We start from the raw sequence: 24,086 nt of genomic DNA on the forward strand, positions 1-24,086 counted from the left end.
AGGCAGACGCAGCCGCTGTCTGAGGCTGTTTGACACCGGTGCTAGCGGGCGTACAATCGCCGCTCGGGTGACAACGGATCGGGTGGCGGGGCGGCGTTCGAGCCGTCACGCGACCACTTCATTTCTTATAGCGCGTACGGATTCTCCGCGATCGCGTGGGGCCACAACGGCACCAGGGCGAGGCCAAGACGGCGCAGCCCAGCGCTCGCGATGTGCGCGCAAGGAGAACACAGGACGTGGTCATGGACGATTCTTCCTTCCAGGAAGAAATGCGCACGGCGCTTATCGAACGCATCGGACCGCGCCGCTACGGCGTGTGGTTCGATGGGCAGGTTGAGCTGCGACGGGCGGACAACCAGCGACTCCTCGCCGTCGCGGCCTCGCCGCTGGTGCGTGACTGGCTGGTGGCCAACGTCCGCGGTGAGTTGATGGCGGCGGCGCAGGTCGTAACGGGGCGTCACGTGGACGTGGAGTTTTCTTTCGCGGCGACCGATCCGAGAAGCGTGGACCTACCGGTCGCGTGCGATCCTCCAGCGGGCCTCAGCCAGGGTCCCGCTCCTGCTACTAGGCCCGGACAGGTTCCGCCAAAAGACCCGTTCCGCGGCGTCGTGGTCGGCGAGGCCAACCGGGCCGCGGTCGCCGTGGCGAGGCGAGCGGCGGCCGGCGCAGGCATCGCCCTGCTTCACGGCGGAAGCGGTGTCGGCAAGACGGTTCTGTTGCGAGCCGCCTGCGACGGCGCCTGCCAAGCGGACCGTCGTCGTCGCGCCGTTTACCTCACGGCGCCCCAATTCACCACCGAGTTCGTCGAGGCTTGTCGCGGCGGAGGGCTCCCCAGCTTCCGACGCAAGTTGGCGCGGACCGACCTGCTGGTGATCGACGACGTCCAATTCTTTGTGGGCAAGTCGCGTACGCTGGAAGAGCTGCAGCAGACGATCGACGCTTTCCAGTCGGCCGGCAAAGGGGTGCTGCTCTCAAGCGATCGGCCGTTGGCGGAACTGCGTGGGCTCGGCCCGGAGCTCGCTTCGCGCTTAGCCGCGGGCGTCGCGGTAGAGCTCTCTGCCCCCGACGCCGCGATGCGCTACGCGATCCTCCAAAGCCTTGTTGGGGCTGCGGGCGTCGCTATTCCGGAAGAAGCGCAGAGTACGTTGGCGGGTGGGCTGGTTGGCGGCGCGCGCGAGCTGTCGGGGGCGCTAAACCGCTGGGTGCTGGAGATGGAGATCAACCCCGGCGCTGACGGGGATAGGGTCGCTGCTCGGGTGGTTGAGCTGCTCAACGCCCAGTCGCAGCCCGCGGTGAAGATGGCGGACATCCACCATGCCGTATCCGCCGAGTACGGGGTCGAGCCAAACGAGCTCCTGTCCTCGAAGCGGACCAAGAGCGTGACGGAGCCGCGGATGCTCGCCATGTGGTTGGCGCGTCGCTTCACCCGGGCGGCATGGAGCGAGATCGGCGACTATTTCGGCAGCCGCAGCCACAGCACGGTGATCTCGGCCCACCGCAGGATTGAAGGGATGATGACCCAGCGCGACGACGGGGCGGGAGCGCCGTTGGCGGACGCCGTCCGCAGGATCGAAGCAAGGCTCCGTGCGTGCTGAGCCGCTCTAGGGCAGCAAAGCCTCAAGCCGGTACTCGCCCACAACCTCGCGCAGTCGATCCAGAGCGCGGTTTGCCAACTGCCGGACCCGCTCCTTCGAAATGCCCAAGTCTTTGCCCAGCCTGCTGTAAGAAGGCCGCTTGGTGCTCCCATCGAGCCCGTAGCGAGCCTCCAAGATCGCTCGCTCGCGGCTGTCGAGGCACTCCAGCATCTTGTCCATCGCCGAACTCAGCCTCTGCCAATTCTGCTCGTTGATCCCTTCTTCCATTTGCCCCGCGACTTCGAGTTTCTCATCGCACCCGGTGCTGTATCGAGAGAGTTCCTTCTTGCGTCCCATCACCATACGGTACAGGTCGCGACGGACGGCGCAGGTTGCATAGGTGCTGAAGCGGAAACCCCGTCCGAAGTCGAACTTCTCCACCGCGTGCATCAGAGAAGCAATACCGTGGCTCAATAGGTCGTCGAAGCAGTTGCGATCGTCCGCAAACTTGCGGGCGATCGACATGACCAGTCGGGTGTTCGCCTCGATCAGGTGGTTCCGAAGACGCTCGCTGCGGCGAATGAGGTCCTCAAACTTCTTTACGTCGGCCGTCGAGGGCGATTCGGGATCAATGGTGGCTTGGATCGAGGCTGCACGCGCCTTGCAGTAGTTCATGCGGCGAAAGAGCAGACACTCTTGCTCTGGAGACAAAAGTGGCGTCTCCGACATTCGGGCCAAGTGGGCAGGCAGCGCGGACGCTTCCGATCGCGCACGCTCAAGCCGACCACGTTCGATCTCTTGCGCGAAGCCTTCCTCGATCCGCGGTTCCCGAGCGTCCTTCGTTCGGAAGCTATGATGAGGGATAAAAGAAAGCTCACAATGCGTGATAGCCTGTGCTCTCGCTTTCACCGACCTCGATGCCGGGCGGGATCCGGGTCGGGATTCTTTTTTGGCGGCCATGTTCGTACTTTGAGGGGACGCACGATGGATAAAACGGTCAAAACGTCCATCACCTTACCGCAAGGCGCGGCCGGCTACAACAAGGAAAACGTCCAAATCGGTCAAATCCGCGAGTTCTGCGGAGTGCCGCACTATGGGCGGCTGGGTTTGCCGAACTACAGTAGGAGCAAGTCGTTCGCTGCCGCAGCAGTGGACTGGCGTCTACCCCGCAGTAAACATCCGCGATGCAGCAACTCCTGAGCCCCAAACTGGTTGCACTCGCCATCGGTGTGAGCGAGTCGTCGCTCAAGCGTTGGTGCGACCGGGGAGCGATTGGGGTCGAGAAGACCCCCGGCGGACACCGAAAGATCCGCATTTCAGAGGTCGCCCGGTTCTTGCGCGATCAAAAGCGCACGGCGGTGCGACCGGAGCTGATCGGCCTGCCGGCTGCGCTCGGCCGCCGGATGGAGTGCGAAGAGGCCCGCGAAGCACTCGGCGCCGCTCTTGAATCCGGCGATCAAGAACTCTGCCTGGGCATTGTCGTAGGGGGTTACCTTGCTGGCGCTAAGCTGGTCGATATCTGTTGTCACCTCTTGGCGCCAACGCTCTGCGGAATTGGCAGCCGCTGGGAGTGCGGCGAGCTGGAGGTATTCCAGGAGCATCGGGCGTGTGAGATCCTTAATCGAGTAATCTACAACCTGCGGACCCTCGCTCCGGGACACGACTCAGACGCGCCGGTCGCGATCGGCGGCGCGCCGGGAAAGGACACTTCGCGGCTTCCGTCGCTGATGGTCGAGTTGACCCTCGTTGAGAGCGGCTGGCACGCGGTAACCCTGGGGAGTGAGCTGCCGTATGCATCGCTTCGGGCAGCGGTGGAACGCTACCGACCGGCGCTTGTGTGGCTGAGCCTCACGCATCTCGAGTGCGCCGAGGAGGGCCGCCGAGCATTCCGTGACTTTGCCGGGACGCTCCCCGCCGGGGTCCCCGTCGCCGTTGGGGGCCGCGCATGCGACGAGACTTTTGCGGAAGGCCTCGAGCAGGCCCACTACATGACAAGCTTCCAGGAACTCGCGGTTTTTGCCGCGAAACTTCACGCCTCCTCCGCCGGGTCGACGTTCGCGTCTCGCGGCGACAGTTCAGAGTCGCTGTGCGAGCTCATCCGCCGAGATGCGGCGTCTGACACCGCAGGCTGAAGCCTCCTTGGCGCCCGCTACGCCACTTTGGAACGGCCCTGACTCGGGGGGCTCGCACTCTTCGGGTCGGCGTTGGGGCCGCGTATCCAGAGGGCCTCAATCAGGTCGAACCATCGCCCCAGTAAGCCGACCTGGCAGCGGATCCCCCAGATAGCGCCCACGACGCCGCCGTAGACGACGTCGGAGGGGAAGTGAGCTTGCACAGCCATGCGTTGCAGCCCCACGCCCAGACAGAGCGCCACGAACAGCCAGCGTCCGCGTGGGTACGCCGCTGAAAGCGCGACCGCCAGCCCGGCGGCTGTAGCCGTGTGGGCGGAGGGGAAGCTCTGCATGCCCTGCCCATGCGAGAGCAGCGGCAGCCAGTCCCCAAAAGTATTCCACAGCCCGGCGGCGTTTAGGTCGAGCGTGCCGGGCCGGTGTCGTTCCAGCAGCATCTTGAAGACGTTGGCGACCAGCCCTGCTCCCAGCGATGACGTAGCGAGTCGCGGCAAGAGAATCCGGCCCTTTGGATCGAGCGTCGCAACGACCACCAGGATTAGCACGACGCCGAGCCCATGGCCGAAGAACTCGGCAATTTGAACGCCGTCGGCGAGATCGCCGCGGGCGGGGTTCTGCGCAAACCAGCGGGCCGCGGGCAAGTCGATCCGCAGCGAGGCGGGGCCGACCACCAGCGCTAGCAGCAAGAGGACCAGCCAAAGGCGGGAGTACGTCCCCCCGGTGTTCGTCGGGGTCGAAGTCCCGTCCCTGCTTGGCATGCGTGTCCCCTCCCCGGAAGCGGGACGGTCAACCGGACGCGGCCGGGTCGAGCGGCGCACCGGTTATTCGGCCCTCCAGTTGATCGGCCCGTTGGCGCGGAAGGTTAGCACACCAAGCGGGGCGCCAGCAACGCGGATCGGCGCTGCTTAGCCGGACTGGTGTTGGCGGATCTGGTCGAGCATGCGTCCCGGCGATCCCATGATGTTGTAGCCGCCGTCGAGGTGCAGGATCTCACCGGTCACGCCCCCAGACATCTCCGACATCAGGAAGGCGCCGCACCGCCCTGCTTCTTCGTGCGTGATGTTGCGCCCCAGCGGCGCCATCGCCTCATACAGGCCCAGCATTGCGTCGACGCCGGCGCCCCGCCCAGAGATAGTCTGCAGTGGGCCGGCGCTCAACGCGTTCACGCGTACGTGGCGCGGGCCCATCTCGAAGGCCAAGTAGCGTACGCAGGCGTCTAGGGCCGCCTTGCAGACCCCCATCACGTTGTACCCGGGCACCGCCTTCTCGCCGCCGAAGTAGGTGAGCGTGAGGATGCTGGCCCCCGGATTGAGCTGGTCCTTCACGGCGTTGGAGATGGCGAGCAGGCTGTAGGCGCTGATCTCCATCGCCATCTTGAAGCCTTCTCGACTGGTCTCCATCGTGTCGCGTTTGAGGTCCTCGGGGTTCGCAAAAGCGATCGAATGGAGGACAAAATCGAGCCCGCCGGGCAGGTCTTTCTGGCACCGCTGGGAGACTTCGTCCAACTGCTCGTCCTTGGTTACGTCCAGCGGTTGGAGGAAAAGCGCGCCGGGATTGCCTTCGGTGAGCTTGGTAATCCGCCCCAGGTTCTTCTTGCGGGCATCGTCGGGCTTGTCCGGCATGTACGTGAATCCGCACTTGCCTCCCCCCGTAAGCACTTCATTGGCAATTGCCCAGGCGATGGACTTTTCGTTGAACACGCCGGTGATTAGCCCCTGCTTTCCCTCGAAAAGTCCCGGCATAACTCTGCTCCCATCCACGCTTCGATTCTTTGTTCTGCCTACGAAACAGCCTCGGATGGTAACAGCAAGCGTACCAACCCAGAAGGGAGTGCGGCGTTGTCCCGATGGGCCGGATGTAGCACAATTGTTGACACCGACCGAATCGAGTTGACGACACTCGCCACCCGCACTCCGCTCACACCAGAAACGCCATGCTCCCTCGGTTGTTACTTCAGCTCGTGGATGAAGCAGAGTCCTACGCCGGATTCTGGCAGCGAACGCTGCAAGCAATCGTTGCCGGGGGCCAGGTAGAACAGGCCGCCGTGTTGGCGGCCGACCGCGGAATCTGGAGGGCCATCGCGGCCTGGCCCCGAGGCCAGCACGACCCGCCTAGTGATCTGGCCGCGGACGCCATGGTGGAGGAACGGGTCGTTAGCTCGGGGCCGTGGCGGGGTGTAGCTGTGTCTGCGGATTCGGCCCTGCTGATCCGAGGAGGATCGGAAGCTTGGCTGCGAGAGCACGCCCCCTCGCTCGGTTCCGCGGCCCACTCGGTGGCGCGCTGGGAAGCAGCGGAGTGCACCGCGAAGCGGTTCGGGCGGTTGGTGGAGATCAACCGGGCATGGGCGGCCGCGACCGGCACTAGGCCGCTACTTGAGGCGATCGCCGAGGCGGCCTGCGAACTTTTTGACGCCGACCGGGCCAGCATTTTCCTGTGGGACGAAGCCAATCGAACGCTCGTTGGGCAGCCGGCGATCGGCTTCGCCGCGGCGGAGCTGCGGCTGCCCGACGACAAGGGCGTGGTGGGAGCCGTGCTGCAATCGGGCAAGCCGATGCGTACCGGCCCGGATAGTTCTGCGGCGGTCGACCGGTCGCTTGATCAGAAAACCGGCTACCAGACCCAGACGCTGCTGTGTGTTCCGATGGACGCCGCGGACGGTCGCCGGCTGGGCGTTTTTGAGCTGCTCAACAAGCGAGGAGGAGCGTTCACGGACGAAGACGAAGCGGGGCTGACCGGCTTGGCCGCCAACGCGGCGATCGCGTTGGCCAACACGCAGCAGTTCGAGGCGTTGCTCGCTCGGCACGACCAGTTGGTCGATCAGGCCGCCAGCGGCGCACGGCTATTGGGGGGCTGTTCCGCGATTGAGTCGATCCGCGGCACGATCGAGCGCGTCGCGGACACCGACCTGGCGATCCTTATCCTTGGCGAGAACGGCACCGGAAAGGAGGTGGCCGCCCAGGCGCTTCACTACCGCAGCCGGCGACGCGGCGGACCTTTCGTCGCGGTCAACTGCGCGGCGATCACCGAGACGCTGCTGGAAAGCGAGTTGTTCGGCCATGAGAAAGGGGCGTTCACCGACGCCCGTGAGACTCGCCCGGGCAAGTTTGAGGCGGCTTCCGGCGGGACGCTGCTGCTAGACGAGATCGGCGACATGAGCCTTGGCGGGCAGGCAAAGCTGCTGAGGGTGTTGGAAGAAAAAGTCGTTGTGCGAGTGGGCGGTTCTGCGCCCATCGCAACCGACGTCCGCCTGCTGGCCGCAACGAACCAGAACCTGGCGCAGCTCGTCCGAGAAAAGAGGTTCCGCGAAGACCTGTTCTATCGCTTGAACGTCGTCTCGATCGAGCTGCCGCCGCTTCGCAGCCGCGGCGATGACGTGTTGGTGCTCGCGGAGCACTTCCTCCGCGGCTTCTGCCAGTCGATGGGCCGCAAGGCGCCCAAACTCTCGGCAGATGCGAAAAGCCGGCTAGCGTCGCATCGCTGGCCGGGCAATGTCCGCGAGCTGCGGAACCTGATGGAAAGGGTCGCCTACCTGCACCAAGGCCCGCGCGTTGAGGCCAGCGACCTGGCGTTTGTGCTTGCGCCGGGCAAGCCGACCTCCGACCTCATGGACTCCGACCTGCCCCTCAGTTCTGCGACACGCGAGTTCCAGCGGGGCTACATCCGCCACACCATCGAGGGCTGCCGGGGCAACGTCACCGACGCCGCGGAGCGCCTGGGGGTACACCGGTCTAACCTTTACCGCAAGATGACGCAGTTGGGGATGGCCGCCGACGGCGACTCGGAGACGGACGATTCGGATTCGCCGACGGACACGGACCAACGCAGGTAGAAATGTGCTGTTGGCGTCTCTTCGATCGAAGCGTCTGCGTGCGTCCGCGGACCCCGTCGCCGAGCTAAAGGGCGGTGACCAGCTCCGTCAGCAAATCGAAAAGTTTGTCGATCTCTGCAAGGGTAATCGACAGCGGCGGCATCACGTAGACCATCTCTGACTGCGGCCGCAGCCACACTCCCCGCTGGAGCGCCCTCTTGGCGAGCTCACGTCCGGCGTCGCGACCAAGCGTGAGGTCAAACGCGGCAATCATCCCCCGCTGCCGAGCCCCCACCACACGGGGAGAAGCGGCCAGGCCGCACAGCCGCTCGCCGATGCGGGCGATCTTTGGCCGCAACGCTTCGAGGGTTTGCTCTTGCTCGAACACGTCGAGGCAGCCCATCGCCGCCGCGCAGGCGAGAGGGTTGCCGCTGAAGGTATGTCCGTGGTCGAGCGCCCGCTGCGAATCGCGGGCCCCTAAGAACGCTTGCCAGATCCGCTCCGGAGCCATCATTGCGGAGAGCGGCAGGTATCCCCCGGAAAGCCCCTTCCCCAGGCAGAGCAGATCGGGGGCCACGCTCTCTTGGTCGCATGCGAACATGGTTCCGGTGCGCCCCATCCCCACGGCCACCTCATCCGCGATCAGCAGCAGGTCGTGCGCTTGCGTAAGTTGCCGCAGCCCGGCGAGAAAGCCGTGCGGGTGCATCACCATTCCGGCGGCGCATTGCACCAAGGGTTCGATGACTACCGCGACCAGCTCTTCTGCGTGCTGTTCGAGCAGTCCGCGCACCTCGTCGAGAAAATGAGCGCATGCCTCTTCGGTGGGAGTGCCGGCCGGCAGACGGCGTGGGTCTGGCAGCGGTGCATAGATGGTGTCAAACAACAGCGGCTGAAAGACGCTAGTGAACCGTTCGATCCCGCTGACACTGGCGGCGCCCAGCGTGTCGCCGTGATAGGCCTCGCGGAAAGCCAAGAACTTGGTCTTCTGTGGACGCGGCCGATCGCACTGCCGCCAATACTGGAACGCTGTCTTCAGAGCGACTTCCGTTGCACTCGCGCCGTCGCTGGCGAAGAACACGCGGTCGAGGTCGCCGGGCGCCAAGTCGGCCAGCCGCTTGGCCAGCACGACCGCGGTCTCGGCGCCCATCCCCAGCGAGGTGCATTGGGCGACTCGATCGAGCTGCCCACGGATCGCCGCGTCGATTGTCGGGTGGCGATGGCCGTGCACCGCGCACCACATGCTGCTAGCGGCGTCGAGGTACCGGCGCCCCTCGATGTCGACCAGGTAGCAACCCTCTGCCTTGCGGATCACCAGCGGCTCGTACTCGGCCATCTGGGTGAACGAGTGCCAGAGGTGCGTGCGGTCCCAGGCGTGAAGCTCTCGGTTGGTCAAGGTACTCTTTGCCCACGAATCGCGAAAAAGCTAATGAAGGATGGACCTAGCTCCATTCCCTAACGACCAACACGATGTCTATTGCTATCGGTCGTATCTATCGACATGCACGTCGTTTCGACAGGCTGCAATCTGATCGCTGACTGCGAACTAGCTATTTGGTCGATTCGTGGACAGGTCTTCTACCAGCGAACGACCACGGGCGTTCCGGCTTTGACGCCGAGCATGATCGCCGCGGAATCTTCTACGATGGCCAACTCCAGCGCGCCCCCCGAGCCGACTAGCGCGATCAGCGTCATCGGGGGTTGGTCCGCGTAGGTCTCGTAGATGCCCAAGGTCTGGTGGTCGTCACACTCAACGGTTACCGACAGGTCACGCGGGACCCCCGTGAGCATTTCGGCCGTGATGTTGGTGATGAGGTTGCCGAACGAGTCGAGCTCGACCACTTCGCCCTCGATCCGTTGTCCCACCCGTATCCCCCTGGCCGCGGCAAGCGGCGTCAGTCCATCGATCGCAGGCCCAAGCCGCTCGGGCGCCAAACCAGAGCAGAGCCGTGCCGCCACCGGCGCCATGATGTCGCGACCATGAAAGGTGCGCGAGACATCGGGCAGCCAATACTCGGCTTCCGAAACCGTGTGCAGTTTACGGGGCTTTTGCTCGACAGCCAACAGTCCCAGCAGGCCGTTGTCGGGGCAGACATAGCGCTGGTCGCCTATCTCGGCGTAGACGATCCGTCGGTCACTCCCGACCCCCGGATCGATCACCGCCAAATGGAGCGTGCCGGCCGGGAACCAGGGGGTTGCTTCAACCAGCACCCTTGCCCCAGCCGCGATATCTTGCGGAGGGACGCAGTGCGAGATGTCGACAACGGTTAGGTCGGGCGCGATCGACAAAGCGACCCCTTTCATTGCTGCGACATACCGGCTCCCTTCGCCGAAATCGGTCGTCAGCGTTAGGATTGGCCGCATCGCACCGCCACGAGGTTGACCACGGATAGCACGGATTCCACGGCTAAAACAGCCACAAAGAGGCACAATAAAAGTTCGTGTTACTCCTCAGCGGTCGGAATAGATTGAACGACGCAGCGAGGAGATTTTCTCATCCTTGGACAAACGTTTCTTTGTGCTTTTCCGAGCCTTTCCTTCAGGCTATCCGTTCGCGTCTGCAGCGATCAGCTCCAAGCAGATCGCTCGCACGCGGCCCGGGTCCGCGTTTGGATTCTGCTTCTTGGCTTGCCCGATTAGCGCCCCGACGGCCTGCTGCTTGCCGGCGAGCACATCCGCCACGATTTTCGTGTTGGCCGCGAGCAATGTCCGGCAGATCTCCACCAGGGCGCTCTCGTCCACGGCCGCGATCCCGAGCCGGTCCATTGCCGCCTCGACATCGATCCCTGCTTCGACCATCAGGTCGAACGCCTCGCGGGCTCGTGGGCCGGGGAGGTCTCCCGAGCCGGTTTTCTGAATCAATGCTGCGAGCCGGTCGGCGCCGACCGGGAACGTGTCCAGCGTGTGCTCCTCCCCCTTGAGCACCCGCAGCACATGCTGCGTCACCCAGTTGGCCGCGGAGGACGGGTCGCCCGATCGGTCGGCCGCCACAAGGTAATACTCAACCAGCGGCCGGCCCTGATTGACCATCACGTCGGCGTCGTAGGGCGACAACCCGTAAGAAGTCTCCAGCCGGCTCCGTAGCGCAGCCGGCAATTCCCCCAACGCGCCGCGGAGCTCCTCGACCTGTGATTCGGTCAGCTCGACCGGCGCCAAGTCGGGGTCCGGGAAGTAGCGGTAGTCACTCGACTCTTCCTTGCTCCGCTGTCCACGGGTGACGCCGGAGGCGTCGTCCCAGCCGCGTGTTTGCTTGGGGACGTCGCCGATCTTCTGCCCGGTTTCTTGCCACACCCGCCACTGCCGGTCCGCCTCGTAGTCGATGGCCCGCTCGACGGCGCGGAAGCTGTTCATGTTCTTAATCTCTACGATCGGCGTTGCGGCTTTTCCCCCCGCCCCGTCAATGTGGAGATTGACGTTCGCGTCGACCCGCAGGCTCCCCTCCTGCATGTTGCAGTCCGAGACGCCGAGGTACGTCAGCAGCAGCCTCAGCTCGGTCAGGTAGGCGCGGGCCTCGGCCGAGCTGCGGAGGTCGGGCTCGCTGACGATCTCCAGCAGAGGCGTGCCGGTGCGGTTGAGATCGATCACGCTATCGGCGCGGCCCGCCACCTCGTCGTGCATGCTCTTGCCGGCGTCTTCTTCCAGGTGGGCGCGGATGATCCGTACCCGCTTCGGCTCGAATCGGCCCTTCGGGTCGGCGATCTCCAGCCACCCTCCCTCAGCGATCGGCTGGTCGTATTGGCTGATCTGGTACCCCTTGGGGAGGTCGGGGTAGTAGTACTGTTTGCGGTCCCACTTGGTGGACGCGGCGATCTGGCAGTTGATCGCCAGCCCCGTCTTCGCGGCAAGCAGCACCGCTTGTTGGTTCATCACCGGCAGGCTCCCCGGCAGTCCAATGCAGACGGGGCAGGTCTGAGTGTTCGGCGACGCGCCAAATGTGGTCGCGCAGCCGCAGAACAGCTTGCTCTGGGTCGAGAGCTGAACGTGGACTTCGAGGCCGATGACGGTTGTGTACTCGTTGGGCATTTTTGTCCGCTAATGCTGCGAATGGGGCGAATACGGACGAAGGCTAGGGAGTCCAAACTAGGCGTTCGTACAGGAGTTTCGGGTGCTTACCGAAGTTGATGAGACGACCAAGTGGGAGGTGGGTTGATCGTAGGTAATTCAGCACGACAGCCCGATGCTCCTCAAAGCAAGCCCCAACGATTCGATAGCATTCGTCCGGGAGGAATAGAACCGCCATCTATCGTTATTCGTCCTATTCGCGACATTCGCGGACAAACGTCGGTGTCACTCGCCGCGAGCCAACTCGTACATCCTCGCCGCTCTAAGCAGCCTGTCTTCCTCGAGTGCCGGCGCCGTGAGGTGCAGGCCGATTGGCAGGCCGCTGGCCGTCTCGCCGCACGGCAGGCTGATGGCTGGTAGCCCGGCTAGGTTGGCGCCCACGGTGTAGAGGTCAAGCAGGTACATCGCTAGTGGATCGCTCGCCAGCTCGCCCAGCTTGAAGGCCGGCGACGGCGTGCAGGGGCCGGCGATCAGGTCGACCTTCTCGAACGCCGCGTCGTAGTCCTGCCGGATCAGCCGGCGGACCTTTAGGGCCTTAAGGTAGTAGGCGTCGTAGTAGCCGGCGCTGAGGGCGTACGTGCCGATCATGATCCGGCGCTTCACCTCGGGGCCAAACGCCTCGCTGCGCGAGCGGCGGTAGAGCCGCACAAGGTTCGAGTCGAGACCGTCGGCCGCGCGCGTGTCGCCTGCGGCGAGAAGCGCTTTACGCTCCGCGGCCAGCTCCTGCGCCACCGCCGCTTCGTCGGCCCGGTAGCCGTAGTGGATTCCGTCGTAGCGGGCCAGGTTGCTGGACGCTTCGCAGGGGGCGATCACGTAGTAGGTGGCCACAGCAAAGCGGCTGTGCGGCAGTTCGACCTCAATGACCTTGGCGCCGAGCGACCGATAGGCGTCGATGGCGGCCCGCACCGCCGCGTCGATCTCGCCGTCGAGCCCCTTGGCGAAGTGCTCAGGGACGAGGCCAATCTTCAACCCGGCTAGCGGCTCGTTGACCGTTGTGTGACAGGCCGTCGGCGGCAGCGGCAGCGAGGTCGAATCGAGCGGGTCGTGTCCGCTGATCGCGTCAAGCAGCAACGCCACGTCCTCTACGGTTCGGCCCATGGGGCCGACTTGGTCGAGGCTGCTGGCAAAGGCCACCAGCCCGTACCGGCTGATACGGCCGTAGGTTGGCTTAAGCCCGACAATTCCGCACAGCGCGGCCGGTTGGCGGATCGAGCCCCCCGTGTCGCTGCCGATCGCCAGGGGCGCCATCCCGGCGGCGACGCACGCGGCCGAGCCTCCACTCGAGCCGCCCGGCGATCGCTCGGGGTCGCGTGGGTTCCGCGTCTGCTGAAACGCCGAGTTCTCGGTAGATCCCCCCATCGCGAACTCGTCGAGGTTCGTCCGCCCGATTAGCACGGCGCTTTCGGCCTTAAGCCGGGCGACAACCGTAGAGTCGTAAGGCGGGGAGAAGCCTTCCAGCATCCTCGAAGCGCACGTGGTGAGCTGATCACTGTCGCAGAGGTTGTCCTTGATCGCGATCGGCAGACCGGCGAGCGGTCCTACGGGGGCGCCTTGGGCGCGCTCGAGGTCCACCGCTTCGGCCTGCGCGAGAGCCGGCTCATCGGAGGTGCTCAGGAAGGCGCCGATGGTGGGATCAAGCTCGGCGATGCGGGCCAAGTGCTGCTGAGTAAGCTCCAGGGCGGTCACGTCACCGCGCACCAAGGCGTGGAGCTGATGGCGTGCCGAGGTGTCGAGCAGTGCCATGGCGGCCGGCAGAGAGTAAGAGGGGCCCGGCGGCGTGTCGGCGGAGACAGGCGCCGGTCGCCGTCACTCGCCCAGCACAGCGGGGGCGAGGTAGCCTTCGTGGTTGTGTTTAGGGGCGCTGGCCAGGGCGGATTCGCGCAACAAGCTCGTGCGGCGCAGGTCCTCCCGGAGGACATTTCGCAGCTCCACGGCGTGGGCCATTGGCTCGACCCCGTCGGTGTTGACCGCGTTGAGCTGGTCGACGTACTCCAAGATGGCCGCCACTTGCGGCGTCATCGTGGCCAGCTCTTCGTCAGTAAGCGTCAACCGTGCGAGAAGCGCCACTTTTTCAAGGTCGGCCCGTGAGATCGCCATGACTCGTCTCCCGTGAAGAACCCCTTACTAAGAAGTATCGAGTCTGCAGGCGAACTACTTCACGGCCACTGGCACCTTAAACGGCGCCTGCTGGACCTTCTTGACAACCGCGCCGCTGCGGATGCACTGCACACACACCAGCAGGTGCCGGCCATTGCCATCCTCACCGGCAACCTTCACGCGTTGCAGGTTGGGCTTGAACTTGCGGCGGGTGATGCCGGTGATCTTGGTGCCGACGCCTCCCAAGTACTTCCGCTTACCGCGGATCGCGACCGTGTTGCCAACTTGGGGAAGCTTCGCGCAGATTTCGCACTGACGGGCCATGGCTAATCGAAGGGGTTTGCAACAAACGTGGAGTGGCGCCGAGCCCCAGCGGGCGTTTCGGCCGGTTACCTCAGAATTCAGCAGTATACGGATTGCCACGCGGTACGCAATGCGGCTCTCAAGAGGCCAGAATGTCTAGCACAGCCTGGTGAACCTGCCCGTTTGTCGCCAGCGCGTCGCCAGAATGGACGGTTGCTTCGCCGCGCCAATCGGTGAACCTGCCCCCCGCCTCGGTCACGATCGGCATCAACGCCGCTGCGTCCCAGAGATTCATGATTGGGTCCAGCATCACGTCGGCCCGACCCCCGACCAACATCAGGTAGCCGTAGCCGTCGCCCCAAGTCCGCACCAACCGGGCCGAATCTTGCAGTTGGAGGTACTTCGTCAACGCGTCGCCCGAGCGATTGCGTCGGAAACTTACGACCTCACTGGTAAGCACCAGCGATTCGTCCAGCGATCCACAGCTAGAGACCTGGCCTGGGCGGTCCGCTGCCCCGCTGCGTCCCGATAGACGACACCCCTGCCCGATTGCGGCCCAGGCCGTTTCTCCCGTGGCCGGCGAATGGATTACGCCGGCCTGCGGTTTACCGCAGTCCGGCGTGTCGCCGGTCAGGACCCCAATCAGCGTCGTGTAAAGCGGGACGCCGTGGATGAACGACTTGGTGCCGTCGATGGGGTCGAGAACCCAGGTGTAGCCGGAATCGCCCGGCGAGGCGCCGAACTCCTCGCCGACCACCGCGTCGCCCGGGAACTCTGCGGCGATCCGCTCGCGGAGCAAGGTTTCGGCCGCCCGGTCGGCTGCGGTGACGGGCGAACCGTCGGACTTGCGATCAACCGCCAGGGACGCCGAGCGGAAGTAGTCCAAGGTGACCGCTCCTGCTTCGTGGGCGATCTGCACAGCAAACTCCAGCCGCTGGGCGACTTGGCTCTGGGTGGGTTGGGGCATGGGGGCTATCGCTCCTAGCTTGAATTGGCAGGAAGACTCGGGTTCCGCTGGGCGCCCCCACTTTGGTAGGAAGATACGGGTTCCGCCGGTCGCCCCAACTATAGGTCCGCACAGGATTTAGCTTGATGGCTGGCGGTCGGCGTTTAGAATGGCGAGAAGAGCGGCGTCCGTCAAACCGCTCGGCGTAATACACTGGCCTCCAAGGATGAAGGTCTACCCATGTCGGCTTTTAGCAAGAGATCTGCAGCGATTGTCCTAGGCGTGGCGATCGCACTTGTTTACGCACTCCCTACACCCGCGCAGGAAACGACAAGGCCAACCGCTCAGACCGCCGCTATCCAAACGCACTTGCTCTCCGGCGAAGGAGGCGATGGGTTGCTGGTAGTGGTTGACGCGGCCCGCTCCGCGATCGCTACCTATCGGGTGAGCGCGAAGACAGGCCAACTGACGCTCAGCAGCGTTCGCCAGATCGGACCCGACCTGCAGATCGACAACTACAACAGCGGTGGGCCCACGCCCCAGGAAATCCGCAGCGGTTTCGGCAGCTAACGCCGCGAGCACCGCTGTTTCATTCAGGCCATGGGAGGGCCGCCAGCCACACGCAATCGAAAGCACCTCAACGCGCAGACAGACTCCCTCATGGCACAAAGATTCGTACCGATGGACGAAGCCGTCGAGCTTCTCGGCGTTTCTCGCGAGCGGATGAACGAGCTGCGCGAATCCAACGAAGTGCGTGGCTACCGCGACGGCGCGAGCTGGAAGTTCCGCGGCGAGGACATCGACCGCTTGGTGGAACAAGGTGTCCCGTCTCCCGAAGACAGCGGCCTGTCCGACGCAACCATCAACATGGGCGCTCCTTCGCCGAGCACATTGGGAAGCATCGGTGGCAAGGGCTCGCCGATTGAAGACCTAGACGACCTGCGTCTGGAAGATGATGGCCCCGCCAACGCCGAGGGGAGCGACGCCTTCGAGCTCGACCTTTCGGACGACGCCCTCTCGGACAGCACCGCGGTGCCGCACGCAAAGGCCCCGGCGCCAGGCGACCCGCCGGCGTCCGATCTGGGACTCGAGATCGACCCGCTGGACGACGACGCCGACTCAATCCTGCTGAGCGAGGCAGAGCTGGGCGACGACTCGGGCGGCCGGCCCCCGAGCACAATCATCGGGCGCACCGACTCACAGGACGAGAGCGACCTCAAGCTCGCCAGCTCCCAAGACTCCGACTTGGCTTCGATGAGCGACGTCAAGCTCGCTGCTTCGGTAGAAGACGTGCTTTCTGGGGACGGCCCCGCCGCGGGCAAGAGCGGTTTCGACCAGCTTGAAGAGATCGACATCGATCTCGAGCTCGAGTCGAGCAAGATCATCCCGTCGAGCGACGCCGACGCCGCCCGCACCGCGGCCCGACAGGCCACGCAGAAGGCCCCCTCGATGCCGACCGGCGACACCGGCAGTGGCCTGGAGCTGGAACTCGAAGAAGCAGAGGGCTCGTCCGCGCCCCTTGATGAATCGTCGGCCGACGACGATTTCGGCCTCGGCGACAGCGGCTCATCGGTTGTGCTCTCCGAGGATGAGGACGACGACTTCGTGCTCGGTGGCGGGGGGAGCCAGGTCGGCATCTCCGGCGGCGACAGCGGAATCAACCTGAGCCCCTCCGACAGCGGCATCGCCCTCGACGAGGTCCCCCTAGAGATGAGCGGCGCCGCGGCCGGCAGCTCGTTCGACTTGGGGAGTTCCCTCGATATCGACACCGGCGCCAGCGCCCTGGGAAGCGGAGCGCCGGTCGCCGGCGAAGATTTCCTGCTGACGCCGCTGGGCGAAGCGGGAGAAGATGAAGACAGCTCGCAAGTGATCGCCCTCGATGAAGTAGAAGAAGGGTCGCCAGAGATTTCTGGGTTCGGCAGCCTCAGTGGTTCTGGCTTCTCTAGCACGGGCCTTTCGGGCGCCGGATTGTCGGGCGCTGGCCTCTCCGGGGCGGGGCTTTCCGGGGCCGGCCTGTCCGGTGCGGGTCTTTCTGGCGCCGGATTGGGCTCCGGATTGGGCGGCGACGAGGCCCTTGGCGGCGCAATGCCCCCCAGTTCGATCGCCATGCCGACCGTGCCAGAAGCCCGGTTCGACGTGTTTAGCCTCAGCCTGCTGGCGGTTTGCTTGGTGCCGATGACCCTTGGCGCCATGGTGATGACCGACCTTATCCGCACGATGTGGAGCTACGAAGAGCCAACGGTGATCGGCAGCTCGCTGATTGACGGACTCCGCTCGCTCTTTGGCGGCGGTTAGCCGCCCAGCCGTACACTTTGCCCGGCGCCCCACAGAGTCGCTGCGACAAAAGTGCCTGTTCTACCCGTTGGGGTCGAGGCGTATACTGCCTAGTCGGAGCCGACAATCGTCGCGCTCCTCAGGCCCCTCCCCCACCGGCGAGCACTCTGTGAGTTTTCGATCTCGGCCGATTTTCGGCTCGCTAGTTTGCGTATCTCTAGCCTTGGGCTGCCAAGATCAGGCGACGGTCCGCTCGTACGAGGCGCCCAAGTCTGCCGCGCCGGTCGCCGCTACGCCCCCCATGGGGGGTGCCGCCGCGTCTCAGGCAGAGCCCTCGCGCATGCTCGCGGCGATCGTCCCCAGCGGCGAGAAGCTGTGGTTCTTCAAGCTCGTTGGGCCGCCGGAGAAGGTCGCGGCGGTGAAACAGGACGTTGATGCCGTCTTCGCTTCGATCCACCCGGACAACGAAGCAGAGGGCAAACTCGCTTGGCAGACGCCCAAGGGGTGGGAGCAGCTTCCGCCGAGCGACATGCGCGAGGCGACGCTGGTGTCGCCCGCCGACGCCGGAAGCCTAGAGCTGACCGTCATCCCGCTCGGCGCCAGCGGCGACCTTGAGGCAGACGTTCTCAGCAACGTTAACCGCTGGCTCGGCCAGTTGGGCCAGCCTCCGGCGACGCCCCAGCAGCTAGAAAAAATCACGACGCCGCTCAAGGCCGTTCCGGGCGCCGTCTCGGTCGATCTTGCGGGCGAGTTTGCCGCGGGGGGGATGACCCCGCCGATGGCGGCCCGCCCTGCCGCCCCACCGGCGAATGCGCCCGCGAAAGACGCGGTAGACTCCGCGTTTAAGAGCGAAACGCCCGCTGGGTGGACACGCCTCCCCGATCGGGCGATGAGGATTGCTACCTACCAGGCAGGCGACGCGGAGGTAGTGGTCTCTCAGTTTGCCGCCTTCGGGCAGATGGGCGACGCCTTGGAGAACGTAAACCGCTGGCGTGGGCAGGTTGGACTACCACCCGCCAGTGAAGAAGAATTGGACGATCTGGCGGTAGACGTAGAGATCGCGGGCGAGCCCGGGCGCTACTTTGACGTGATCGCCGCGGATCAACCGATCGGCATGCTCGCGGCAATGAGCGTGCGAGGCGAGCAAGTGTGGTTCTTCAAGCTCACCGGACCAAGCAAGACAGCACAGTCGCAACAAGGCGCCTTCCGCGACTGGCTCGGCACGATCGAAATCACCGACTAACGGACTGCCGGATATGGCGACCGCCGAACTCGACCCCCGCCAGCGTCTCGCCGCTGGCCCCGACTGGCCAGACCAACGCGGCGCCCTGGGGCGTCCGACGGGTGGCCTGATCGACCTGCTCCGCCCTTTGGCCTCGCTGAGGCTGACGGTCTTTCTGTTTGCGCTCTCGGCGATCCTTGTCTTCGTTGGGACGCTAGCGCAGGTCGATCGAGATATCTGGTACGTGGTGAACGACGGCTACTTCCGTGTGTGGCTTGCCAAGATCGAGCCGCGGGCGTTGATGCGCTTCATAGAGAAGTTCGTCTACGACTTCGACGTGGCCAACGACATGCGGGGCGACTTCTGGCTGCCGTTCCCTGGCGGCTGGACGATCGGCGCCGCGATGTTCGTCAACCTGCTCGCGGCGCACGCGCTCCGGTTCAAGGTCAACGCCAAAGGGGGCCGGTTGGTATTGGGCCTAGCCACCATTGCCCTCGGCGTGTTGGCTACGGGGCTCGTGATCCGAGGCGGGATGGACGAGGGGCTGCAAAGCCAGCTTGACCCCGCTGTGGCCGATGGGCTGTGGCAGAGCCTCCGATTTGTGACCGCCGGCGCCGCGCTCGCGGGCGCATACTGGCTGGTCAACGCGCTGGGCCGGGTGCGGATGCCGGAGTGGTGGATCGTAGCGACGCTGGTCGCGTTGGTCGCCTCCGCGGCGGCGTTCCTGCTGCTCAACCCCGAGTGGCGGCTGAGCGATTCCGGCCTGCGTATCCTCTGGCAGCTCATCCAGGGGGGAGGCGCCGCGCTCCTGTTGCTGGCCGGTTGCTGGCTAGCGTTCCGCAAGCGGGCCGGCATCGTGCTGCTTCACGGCGGAGTCGGGCTGCTGATGCTGAGCGAGTTCTACACGGGCATGACGGCGGTCGAGACGCGGATGAATGTGCCCGAGGGGGGCGCAAGCAGTGTTGTCTACAACCCCCGCAAGTTTGAGCTGGCATTCATCGACCGCTCGCCCGCGGACGTTGACCTGGTGACGGTGGTCCCCGAGGCGTTGCTGCAGAATGCCCTCGTGTCTGGCGAGCCGATCTCCCACCCCGACCTGCCGTGCGACCTAAGGGTAGCGCGTTACTTCGACGACAGCCGCTTCGCCCCGCCAGCGACCGACATCGCGGGCCAGATCGGACCGGCGCAAACGATTGGCGTCGCCGCGGCGCAGATCAGCGGGCCGGTCGAGCAGCGATTCCCGGGGGCCTACGTTGAGCTGCTCGACAAATCGACGGGCAAGCCGATGGGCGTCGTGCTAGTGACGTCGTGGGGGGACGAAACCCTCGATATCTACCACTTCGAGCGCGACCCCGGCTTCGGGCCGATGTTCGCACAGTGGCGGAGCGACGTAGCGGGCCAAACGGTCCAGGTCGACGGAAAGCCCTACGCCGTCGCGCTGCGGATGGAACGCACCTACAAGCCCTACTCCATTACCCTCAAAGATTTTTCCTTCGACCGGTACATCGGCACCCAGACCGCGAAGGGCTTTTCCTCGTTGGTGCAGCTCGAAGACCCCTCGGCCAACATCGACCGTGAGGTCAACATCTACATGAACAACCCGCTGCGGTACGGCGGCGACACGCTGTACCAAAGCAACTTCGACAAGCTGGACGAGAAGACCTCGGTTTTCCAAGTCGTGGCGAACGAGGGGTGGATGGTCCCCTATGTCAGTTGCATGCTCGTTGGCGTCGGCATGGCGGCGCACTTCTTGATCACACTCGGCCGCTTCTTGGGCCGCCGTGTGGGGGGAGAGCACGCGGCCGTCGCGCCGGCCGCTGCGAAGGTTCCCGGCCCACCACAAGACGCCAGGAGGTTCGGCGACTGGCTTAGATCGCCCATCGTGTGGTTCCCCTTGCTGATGGCGCTGCTCGCGGGCGGCTACGTGCTCAGCAAGGCGCGTCCTCCCAAGGACCAAGCCGGCGCCATGCGCGTCCAGGCGTTCGGCGCACTGCCGGTGGTCGAAGGGGGCCGCGTCAAGCCGTTCGATACGCTGGCCCGCACAACGCTCCAAGTGCTCTCGAACCGGCAGGAAGTGGCTTTCGAAGAGGAGCCCGGCGACGCCGCCGATCCAGAGAAGAAGGTCCCCACTATCAAGATCCCGGCTGCCGAGTGGCTGCTGGAAACCATCGCCGGAACCAAACGCTCGCGCGCCATGCGTGTGTTCCGCATCGACAACCTCGACCTGCTAGACGACCTCGGTCTGCCGCGGCGGACCGGCTCGTTCCGATACTCACTAGACGACCTAGCGCCCAAGATGAACGAGGTGGATCGCCAGATCGGCCTCGCACGCCAGGCCGAGGGGGAAGACCCCGAGGGCCTCTCGCTCTACCAGCGCAAGGTGCTTGAGCTGTCCCGGAGGCTCTCGACGTTCACGCTGGTCGTGCGTGCGTACGGTTCGCCCAACATCAGCGGCGACGACCAGGAATCGGTACTGCAGAACCTCAGCATCGCCCAAGACGAGGCGTCCAGGCTGCGGACCGCCGAGGCGCCGAGGGCCGTCCCCCCCGCCGCCGCCGAGGGAGAGTGGCGGACCTTGTTCGAGGCAGAGCTGATCAACCTCGTGGCGCGCGCCACCGGCCAGGAGGCGAACCCGGCCGCAGAGGCCTACAACGACGCGTTCCGCGCTTACCAGCGAGACGACAAGGAGGCGTTCAACTCGGCCGTCTATCAACTCGCGAAACGGTTCGACGCGTACCAGGAAGAACTAGACGAACGAGGCGATTCGAAGCTGGCGCCGGCCGAGCGGCTCTCAGAGACGCGCGTCCGATTCGAACAGTTCTACAACGCGTTTGCGCCGCTGGTTCAGAGCTCCATGTTGTACGTGCTGGCTTTCCTTTTGGCCGCGGCGAGCTGGTTGGGCTGGTCGCGGCCCCTGAGCCGCGCCTCGACGGCGGTCATCTTTACTGCGCTGGCGTTCCACACGTTTGCGATCGTCGCCCGCATCTATATTTCCGGCAGGCCGCCGGTCACAAGCCTCTACTCTTCGGCCGTGTTCATCGGCTGGGCGTCGGTGTTGTTTGCAGTGTCGATGGAGACGATCTATCGGCTCGGCATCGGCAACGTCATGGCCTCGATCATCGGTTTCCTCACGCTGCTGGTGGCCTACTTCCTGTCGCTCGACTCCGACACCTTCGAGGTGCTCCAAGCGGTGCTCGACACGCAGTTCTGGCTTGCGACGCACGTGGTCTGCATCACCCTGGGGTATTCCACCACGCTGCTCGCGGGCTTCTTGGCCGCGGGCAGGCTCATCAGCGGGTCGCTGCTCGAGTCCGCTTCGCCCGGCCAGCTCAAGGACATCGACCGGATGACCTACGGCACGCTCTGCTTTGCGATCCTGTTCAGCTTCATCGGCACGGTGCTCGGCGGCCTCTGGGCGGACGATTCTTGGGGTCGGTTCTGGGGCTGGGACCCCAAGGAGAACGGCGCCCTGCTGATCGTGATCTGGAACGCGCTGGTGCTCCACGCACGCTGGGGAAAGCTAACCGGCCCGATCGGGATCGCTTCGCTAGCCGTGCTGGGCAACATCGTGACCGCGTGGAGCTGGTTCGGCACCAACGAGTTGGGTGTCGGGCTCCACACCTACGGCTTCACCGAAGGGCGTTCGCAGTGGCTGATGATCTTCGCGGTCTCGCAGCTTGCGATCGCAGCGATCGCTTGGCTTCCCAAGCGCCAACCCAGCGTGGGCGGGTTCGAATAAGACCCGTTCGAAACAGATCGTCAGCCGTAGCGACGAGGCCCGGGCCCGCCGCGCGAGTCGGCTAGGTCCCCTTGGCGACCGTGGGCTTGCACTGCGTCCGCGAGCGGTCGCGGCAGTCGGCGACCCAATCTTCGCGAGAGTATTGCAGCACCGACGTGTCTGTCTCGCGCACCTCAATGCCGACGAGGCGGAACCCCATCTCGGTGATCTCGCTGAAGAGCATGAACGCCAAGTTCTCAACGGTTGTGGGCGCGTCAAACACCTTCAGACGAAGTTTCTCGCCGGTCCGTTCGCAGTGGTCCAGCAGCGTCTGGTAGAGCGGATCAGCGGTATGGATCAACATCCCGTGGTCGTAGTTGTTCTTCAGCAGAGGTTCGATTTTCGCGTCGAAGTCGCCGAACAGTGTGGTGTACGAGCCATTGCGTTCGACCTCAAACAGGCACTTGAGCCCATACCGGTGCCCGTGCAGGTTGCTGCACTTGTCTTCAAGCTGTTCATTGCGGTGGGCCGCGTAGAACTTGTACTCTTTTTCGATCACCATCTGGACTCTACCCGTAAATGGTTTGGGGGCTCGCTCTAGCGCGGCTGATTGATGAGGGCCAGCACCTCGGCGCGGCTGGCGGGGTCGGTCTTGAACGAACCTCGCAGGGCGCTAGTTAGCGTGCGGCTGCCCGGCTTCTTGACGCCCCGGATCGACATGCACGAGTGCTCCGCGTCGATCACCACCGCCACCCCATGCGATCCCAGCTCGCGTTCGATCATCTCGGCAATCGTTTGGGTCATCCGTTCCTGCACCTGCGGCCGGCGGGCCACCTCTTCCACCACGCGGGCCAGCTTGCTGAGGCCGGTCACGGCGCCCCCAGGCAGGTACCCCACGTGGGCGACGCCGGTAAAGGGGAGCAGGTGATGCTCGCACATGCTGGTGAACGGGATGTCCCGAACCAACACCAGCTCGTCGTAGGTTTCCGGGAACACCACTTGCAGGTGCCGGCTGGGATCAAGGCGGAGTCCTGAGAACATTTCCGCGTACATCTTGGCGACACGGCGAGGGGTGTCGATCAGCCCCTCGCGGTCGGGGTCTTCCCCGACCGCGGAGAGGATGGTTCGAACGGCCGCCTCGATCGCCTGCAAGTCGACCGGCGCGGCCGAGCCGTTCTTGTCGGGCGTCGCCAATGCGCAGCCAGAATCACGCTGTCCTGGGCCCAAACCGATATCCATGTTGTGTTCCTCCCGGCTCAACCCGCCAACCAAGCGGTCTGCTAGGGTAACTCTAGCGGGATCAGCCGGCTCGGCAACGCGGTTTGGCATCCACCCGCGGTCCCAAGACCCGGGGCTAGGCCTTGCTGGTGTATTCCGCCTCAAAGAACGACTTGCTGTCGTTCAAGGTCGGTTTGATGGTGCGGTCGCCGCGTTGCCAGTTCGCCGGGCAGACTTCGCCGTTGGCCTCGAAGAACTGTAACGCGTCGACCATCCGAAGGGCCTCCGCGACGCTACGACCGAGCGGCAGGTCGTTCACCACCTGATGGCGCACAACACCGTTTTGATCGATCAAGAACAGGCCTCGCAGGGCGATCGAGCCGTCCGAAAGCACGTCGTAATCACGGGCGATCTGCTTGTTTAAATCAGCGATCAGCGGGTACGTGATCGGGCCAATCCCGCCGGCGCTGCGGGCCACCTGGGTCCAAGCAAAGTGCGAGTAGTGGCTGTCCACCGAGCACCCAAGCAGCTGCACGCCCCGCTTCTCGAACTCTGCGTTCGCGTCCGAGAAGGCGATGATCTCGGTCGGGCAAACGAACGTGAAATCGAGGGGCCAGAAAAACAACATCACGTACTTGCCGCGGAAGTCCGACAGCTTCACTTCCTGGAACGAGCCGTCAGGCATCACGGCTTGCGCAGTAAAGTCGGGGGCTTCCTGCTGGACTAGGACGCTCATGG

21 protein-coding genes are annotated in these 24,086 nt (G+C 64.7%); 7 read left to right on the forward strand and 14 right to left on the reverse strand.

What is annotated here, in order from left to right; translation table 11 throughout:
* Positions 1-242 precede the first annotated feature (242 nt).
* Entirely contained in the window at positions 243-1,595 is a 1,353-nt protein-coding gene (locus Pla175_RS10075; RefSeq protein ID WP_145283792.1) for a DnaA ATPase domain-containing protein, read from the forward strand.
* Positions 1,596-1,601: 6 nt separating this feature from the next.
* Here Pla175_RS10075 and Pla175_RS10080 read toward each other — a convergent pair whose 3' ends face one another.
* Positions 1,602-2,534, reverse strand: coding sequence for a sigma-70 family RNA polymerase sigma factor (locus Pla175_RS10080; RefSeq protein ID WP_145283794.1), 933 nt, complete (start codon positions 2,532-2,534; stop codon positions 1,602-1,604).
* Positions 2,535-2,758: 224 nt separating this feature from the next.
* Between Pla175_RS10080 and Pla175_RS10090 the strand changes: the two genes are divergently transcribed.
* Complete coding sequence (locus Pla175_RS10090; protein WP_145283799.1) at positions 2,759-3,706, forward strand: B12-binding domain-containing protein; 948 nt, start codon at positions 2,759-2,761, stop codon at positions 3,704-3,706.
* Between the two features lie 17 nt (positions 3,707-3,723).
* Here the strand turns inward: Pla175_RS10090 and Pla175_RS10095 are convergent, their stop codons facing one another.
* Together Pla175_RS10095 and Pla175_RS10100 are read right to left on the reverse strand one after the other, a co-directional pair.
* On the reverse strand, positions 3,724-4,461 hold the full coding sequence (locus Pla175_RS10095; protein ID WP_145283801.1) for a phosphatase PAP2 family protein: 738 nt from the start codon (positions 4,459-4,461) through the stop codon (positions 3,724-3,726).
* 147 nt (positions 4,462-4,608) lie between these two features.
* Positions 4,609-5,445, reverse strand: coding sequence for an enoyl-ACP reductase FabI (locus tag Pla175_RS10100; protein ID WP_145283803.1), 837 nt, complete (start codon positions 5,443-5,445; stop codon positions 4,609-4,611).
* Between the two features lie 191 nt (positions 5,446-5,636).
* On the opposite strand from Pla175_RS10100, the gene Pla175_RS10105 reads away from it, so the two are divergent.
* Positions 5,637-7,532 (forward strand): sigma-54-dependent Fis family transcriptional regulator, encoded by a 1,896-nt coding sequence (locus tag Pla175_RS10105; protein ID WP_145283805.1) that lies wholly within the window; start codon positions 5,637-5,639, stop codon positions 7,530-7,532.
* Positions 7,533-7,596: 64 nt separating this feature from the next.
* On the opposite strand, the gene bioA is transcribed toward Pla175_RS10105, so the two are convergent.
* The 8 genes from bioA to hisN all read right to left on the reverse strand — a co-directional run bounded on the left by bioA (position 7,597) and on the right by hisN (position 14,937).
* A complete protein-coding gene (gene bioA / locus Pla175_RS10110; protein WP_231954322.1) occupies positions 7,597-8,904 on the reverse strand; it encodes an adenosylmethionine--8-amino-7-oxononanoate transaminase in 1,308 nt (435 codons plus the stop codon).
* Positions 8,905-9,086: 182 nt separating this feature from the next.
* Positions 9,087-9,872 carry an SAM hydrolase/SAM-dependent halogenase family protein gene (locus Pla175_RS10115; protein ID WP_145283807.1) on the reverse strand — a complete coding sequence of 262 codons (786 nt, stop codon included), beginning with the start codon at positions 9,870-9,872 and terminating at the stop codon, positions 9,087-9,089.
* 180 nt (positions 9,873-10,052) lie between these two features.
* Positions 10,053-11,531, reverse strand: a complete 1,479-nt coding sequence (gene gatB / locus Pla175_RS10120; protein ID WP_145283809.1) for an Asp-tRNA(Asn)/Glu-tRNA(Gln) amidotransferase subunit GatB — start codon at positions 11,529-11,531, stop codon at positions 10,053-10,055.
* A gap of 43 nt (positions 11,532-11,574) precedes the next feature.
* On the reverse strand, positions 11,575-11,748 hold the full coding sequence (locus Pla175_RS10125) for a GxxExxY protein (RefSeq protein WP_145283811.1): 174 nt from the start codon (positions 11,746-11,748) through the stop codon (positions 11,575-11,577).
* A 47-nt stretch (positions 11,749-11,795) separates the two neighbouring features.
* A complete protein-coding gene (gene gatA / locus Pla175_RS10130; protein WP_145283814.1) occupies positions 11,796-13,313 on the reverse strand; it encodes an Asp-tRNA(Asn)/Glu-tRNA(Gln) amidotransferase subunit GatA in 1,518 nt (505 codons plus the stop codon).
* 63 nt (positions 13,314-13,376) lie between these two features.
* Complete coding sequence (gene gatC, locus Pla175_RS10135; RefSeq protein ID WP_145283816.1) at positions 13,377-13,667, reverse strand: Asp-tRNA(Asn)/Glu-tRNA(Gln) amidotransferase subunit GatC; 291 nt, start codon at positions 13,665-13,667, stop codon at positions 13,377-13,379.
* A gap of 54 nt (positions 13,668-13,721) precedes the next feature.
* Positions 13,722-13,991 carry a 50S ribosomal protein L28 gene (rpmB, locus tag Pla175_RS10140; protein ID WP_145283818.1) on the reverse strand — a complete coding sequence of 90 codons (270 nt, stop codon included), beginning with the start codon at positions 13,989-13,991 and terminating at the stop codon, positions 13,722-13,724.
* Positions 13,992-14,109: 118 nt separating this feature from the next.
* Entirely contained in the window at positions 14,110-14,937 is an 828-nt protein-coding gene (gene hisN / locus Pla175_RS10145; RefSeq protein WP_145283820.1) for a histidinol-phosphatase, read from the reverse strand.
* A gap of 375 nt (positions 14,938-15,312) precedes the next feature.
* On the opposite strand from hisN, the gene Pla175_RS25940 reads away from it, so the two are divergent.
* From Pla175_RS25940 to ccsA, 4 genes are all read left to right on the forward strand, one after another.
* Positions 15,313-15,486, forward strand: a complete 174-nt coding sequence (locus tag Pla175_RS25940) for a hypothetical protein (protein WP_197527397.1) — start codon at positions 15,313-15,315, stop codon at positions 15,484-15,486.
* A gap of 111 nt (positions 15,487-15,597) precedes the next feature.
* A complete protein-coding gene (locus Pla175_RS10150; protein WP_197527398.1) occupies positions 15,598-17,211 on the forward strand; it encodes a helix-turn-helix domain-containing protein in 1,614 nt (537 codons plus the stop codon).
* A 202-nt stretch (positions 17,212-17,413) separates the two neighbouring features.
* A complete protein-coding gene (locus Pla175_RS10155; protein ID WP_145283824.1) occupies positions 17,414-18,433 on the forward strand; it encodes a hypothetical protein in 1,020 nt (339 codons plus the stop codon).
* 13 nt (positions 18,434-18,446) lie between these two features.
* Complete coding sequence (gene ccsA / locus Pla175_RS10160) at positions 18,447-22,151, forward strand: cytochrome c biogenesis protein (protein WP_145283826.1); 3,705 nt, start codon at positions 18,447-18,449, stop codon at positions 22,149-22,151.
* Between the two features lie 61 nt (positions 22,152-22,212).
* Here ccsA and Pla175_RS10165 read toward each other — a convergent pair whose 3' ends face one another.
* The 3 genes from Pla175_RS10165 to Pla175_RS10175 form a co-directional block, all read right to left on the reverse strand.
* Entirely contained in the window at positions 22,213-22,692 is a 480-nt protein-coding gene (locus Pla175_RS10165) for a 6-pyruvoyl trahydropterin synthase family protein (protein WP_145283828.1), read from the reverse strand.
* Between the two features lie 35 nt (positions 22,693-22,727).
* Complete coding sequence (folE, locus tag Pla175_RS10170; RefSeq protein WP_145283829.1) at positions 22,728-23,369, reverse strand: GTP cyclohydrolase I FolE; 642 nt, start codon at positions 23,367-23,369, stop codon at positions 22,728-22,730.
* 115 nt (positions 23,370-23,484) lie between these two features.
* On the reverse strand, positions 23,485-24,084 hold the full coding sequence (locus tag Pla175_RS10175) for a peroxiredoxin (RefSeq protein ID WP_145283831.1): 600 nt from the start codon (positions 24,082-24,084) through the stop codon (positions 23,485-23,487).
* Positions 24,085-24,086 lie beyond the last annotated feature (2 nt).

Origin of the sequence: Pirellulimonas nuda (assembly GCF_007750855.1) — a bacterium.
GTDB lineage: Bacteria > Planctomycetota > Planctomycetia > Pirellulales > Lacipirellulaceae > Pirellulimonas > Pirellulimonas nuda.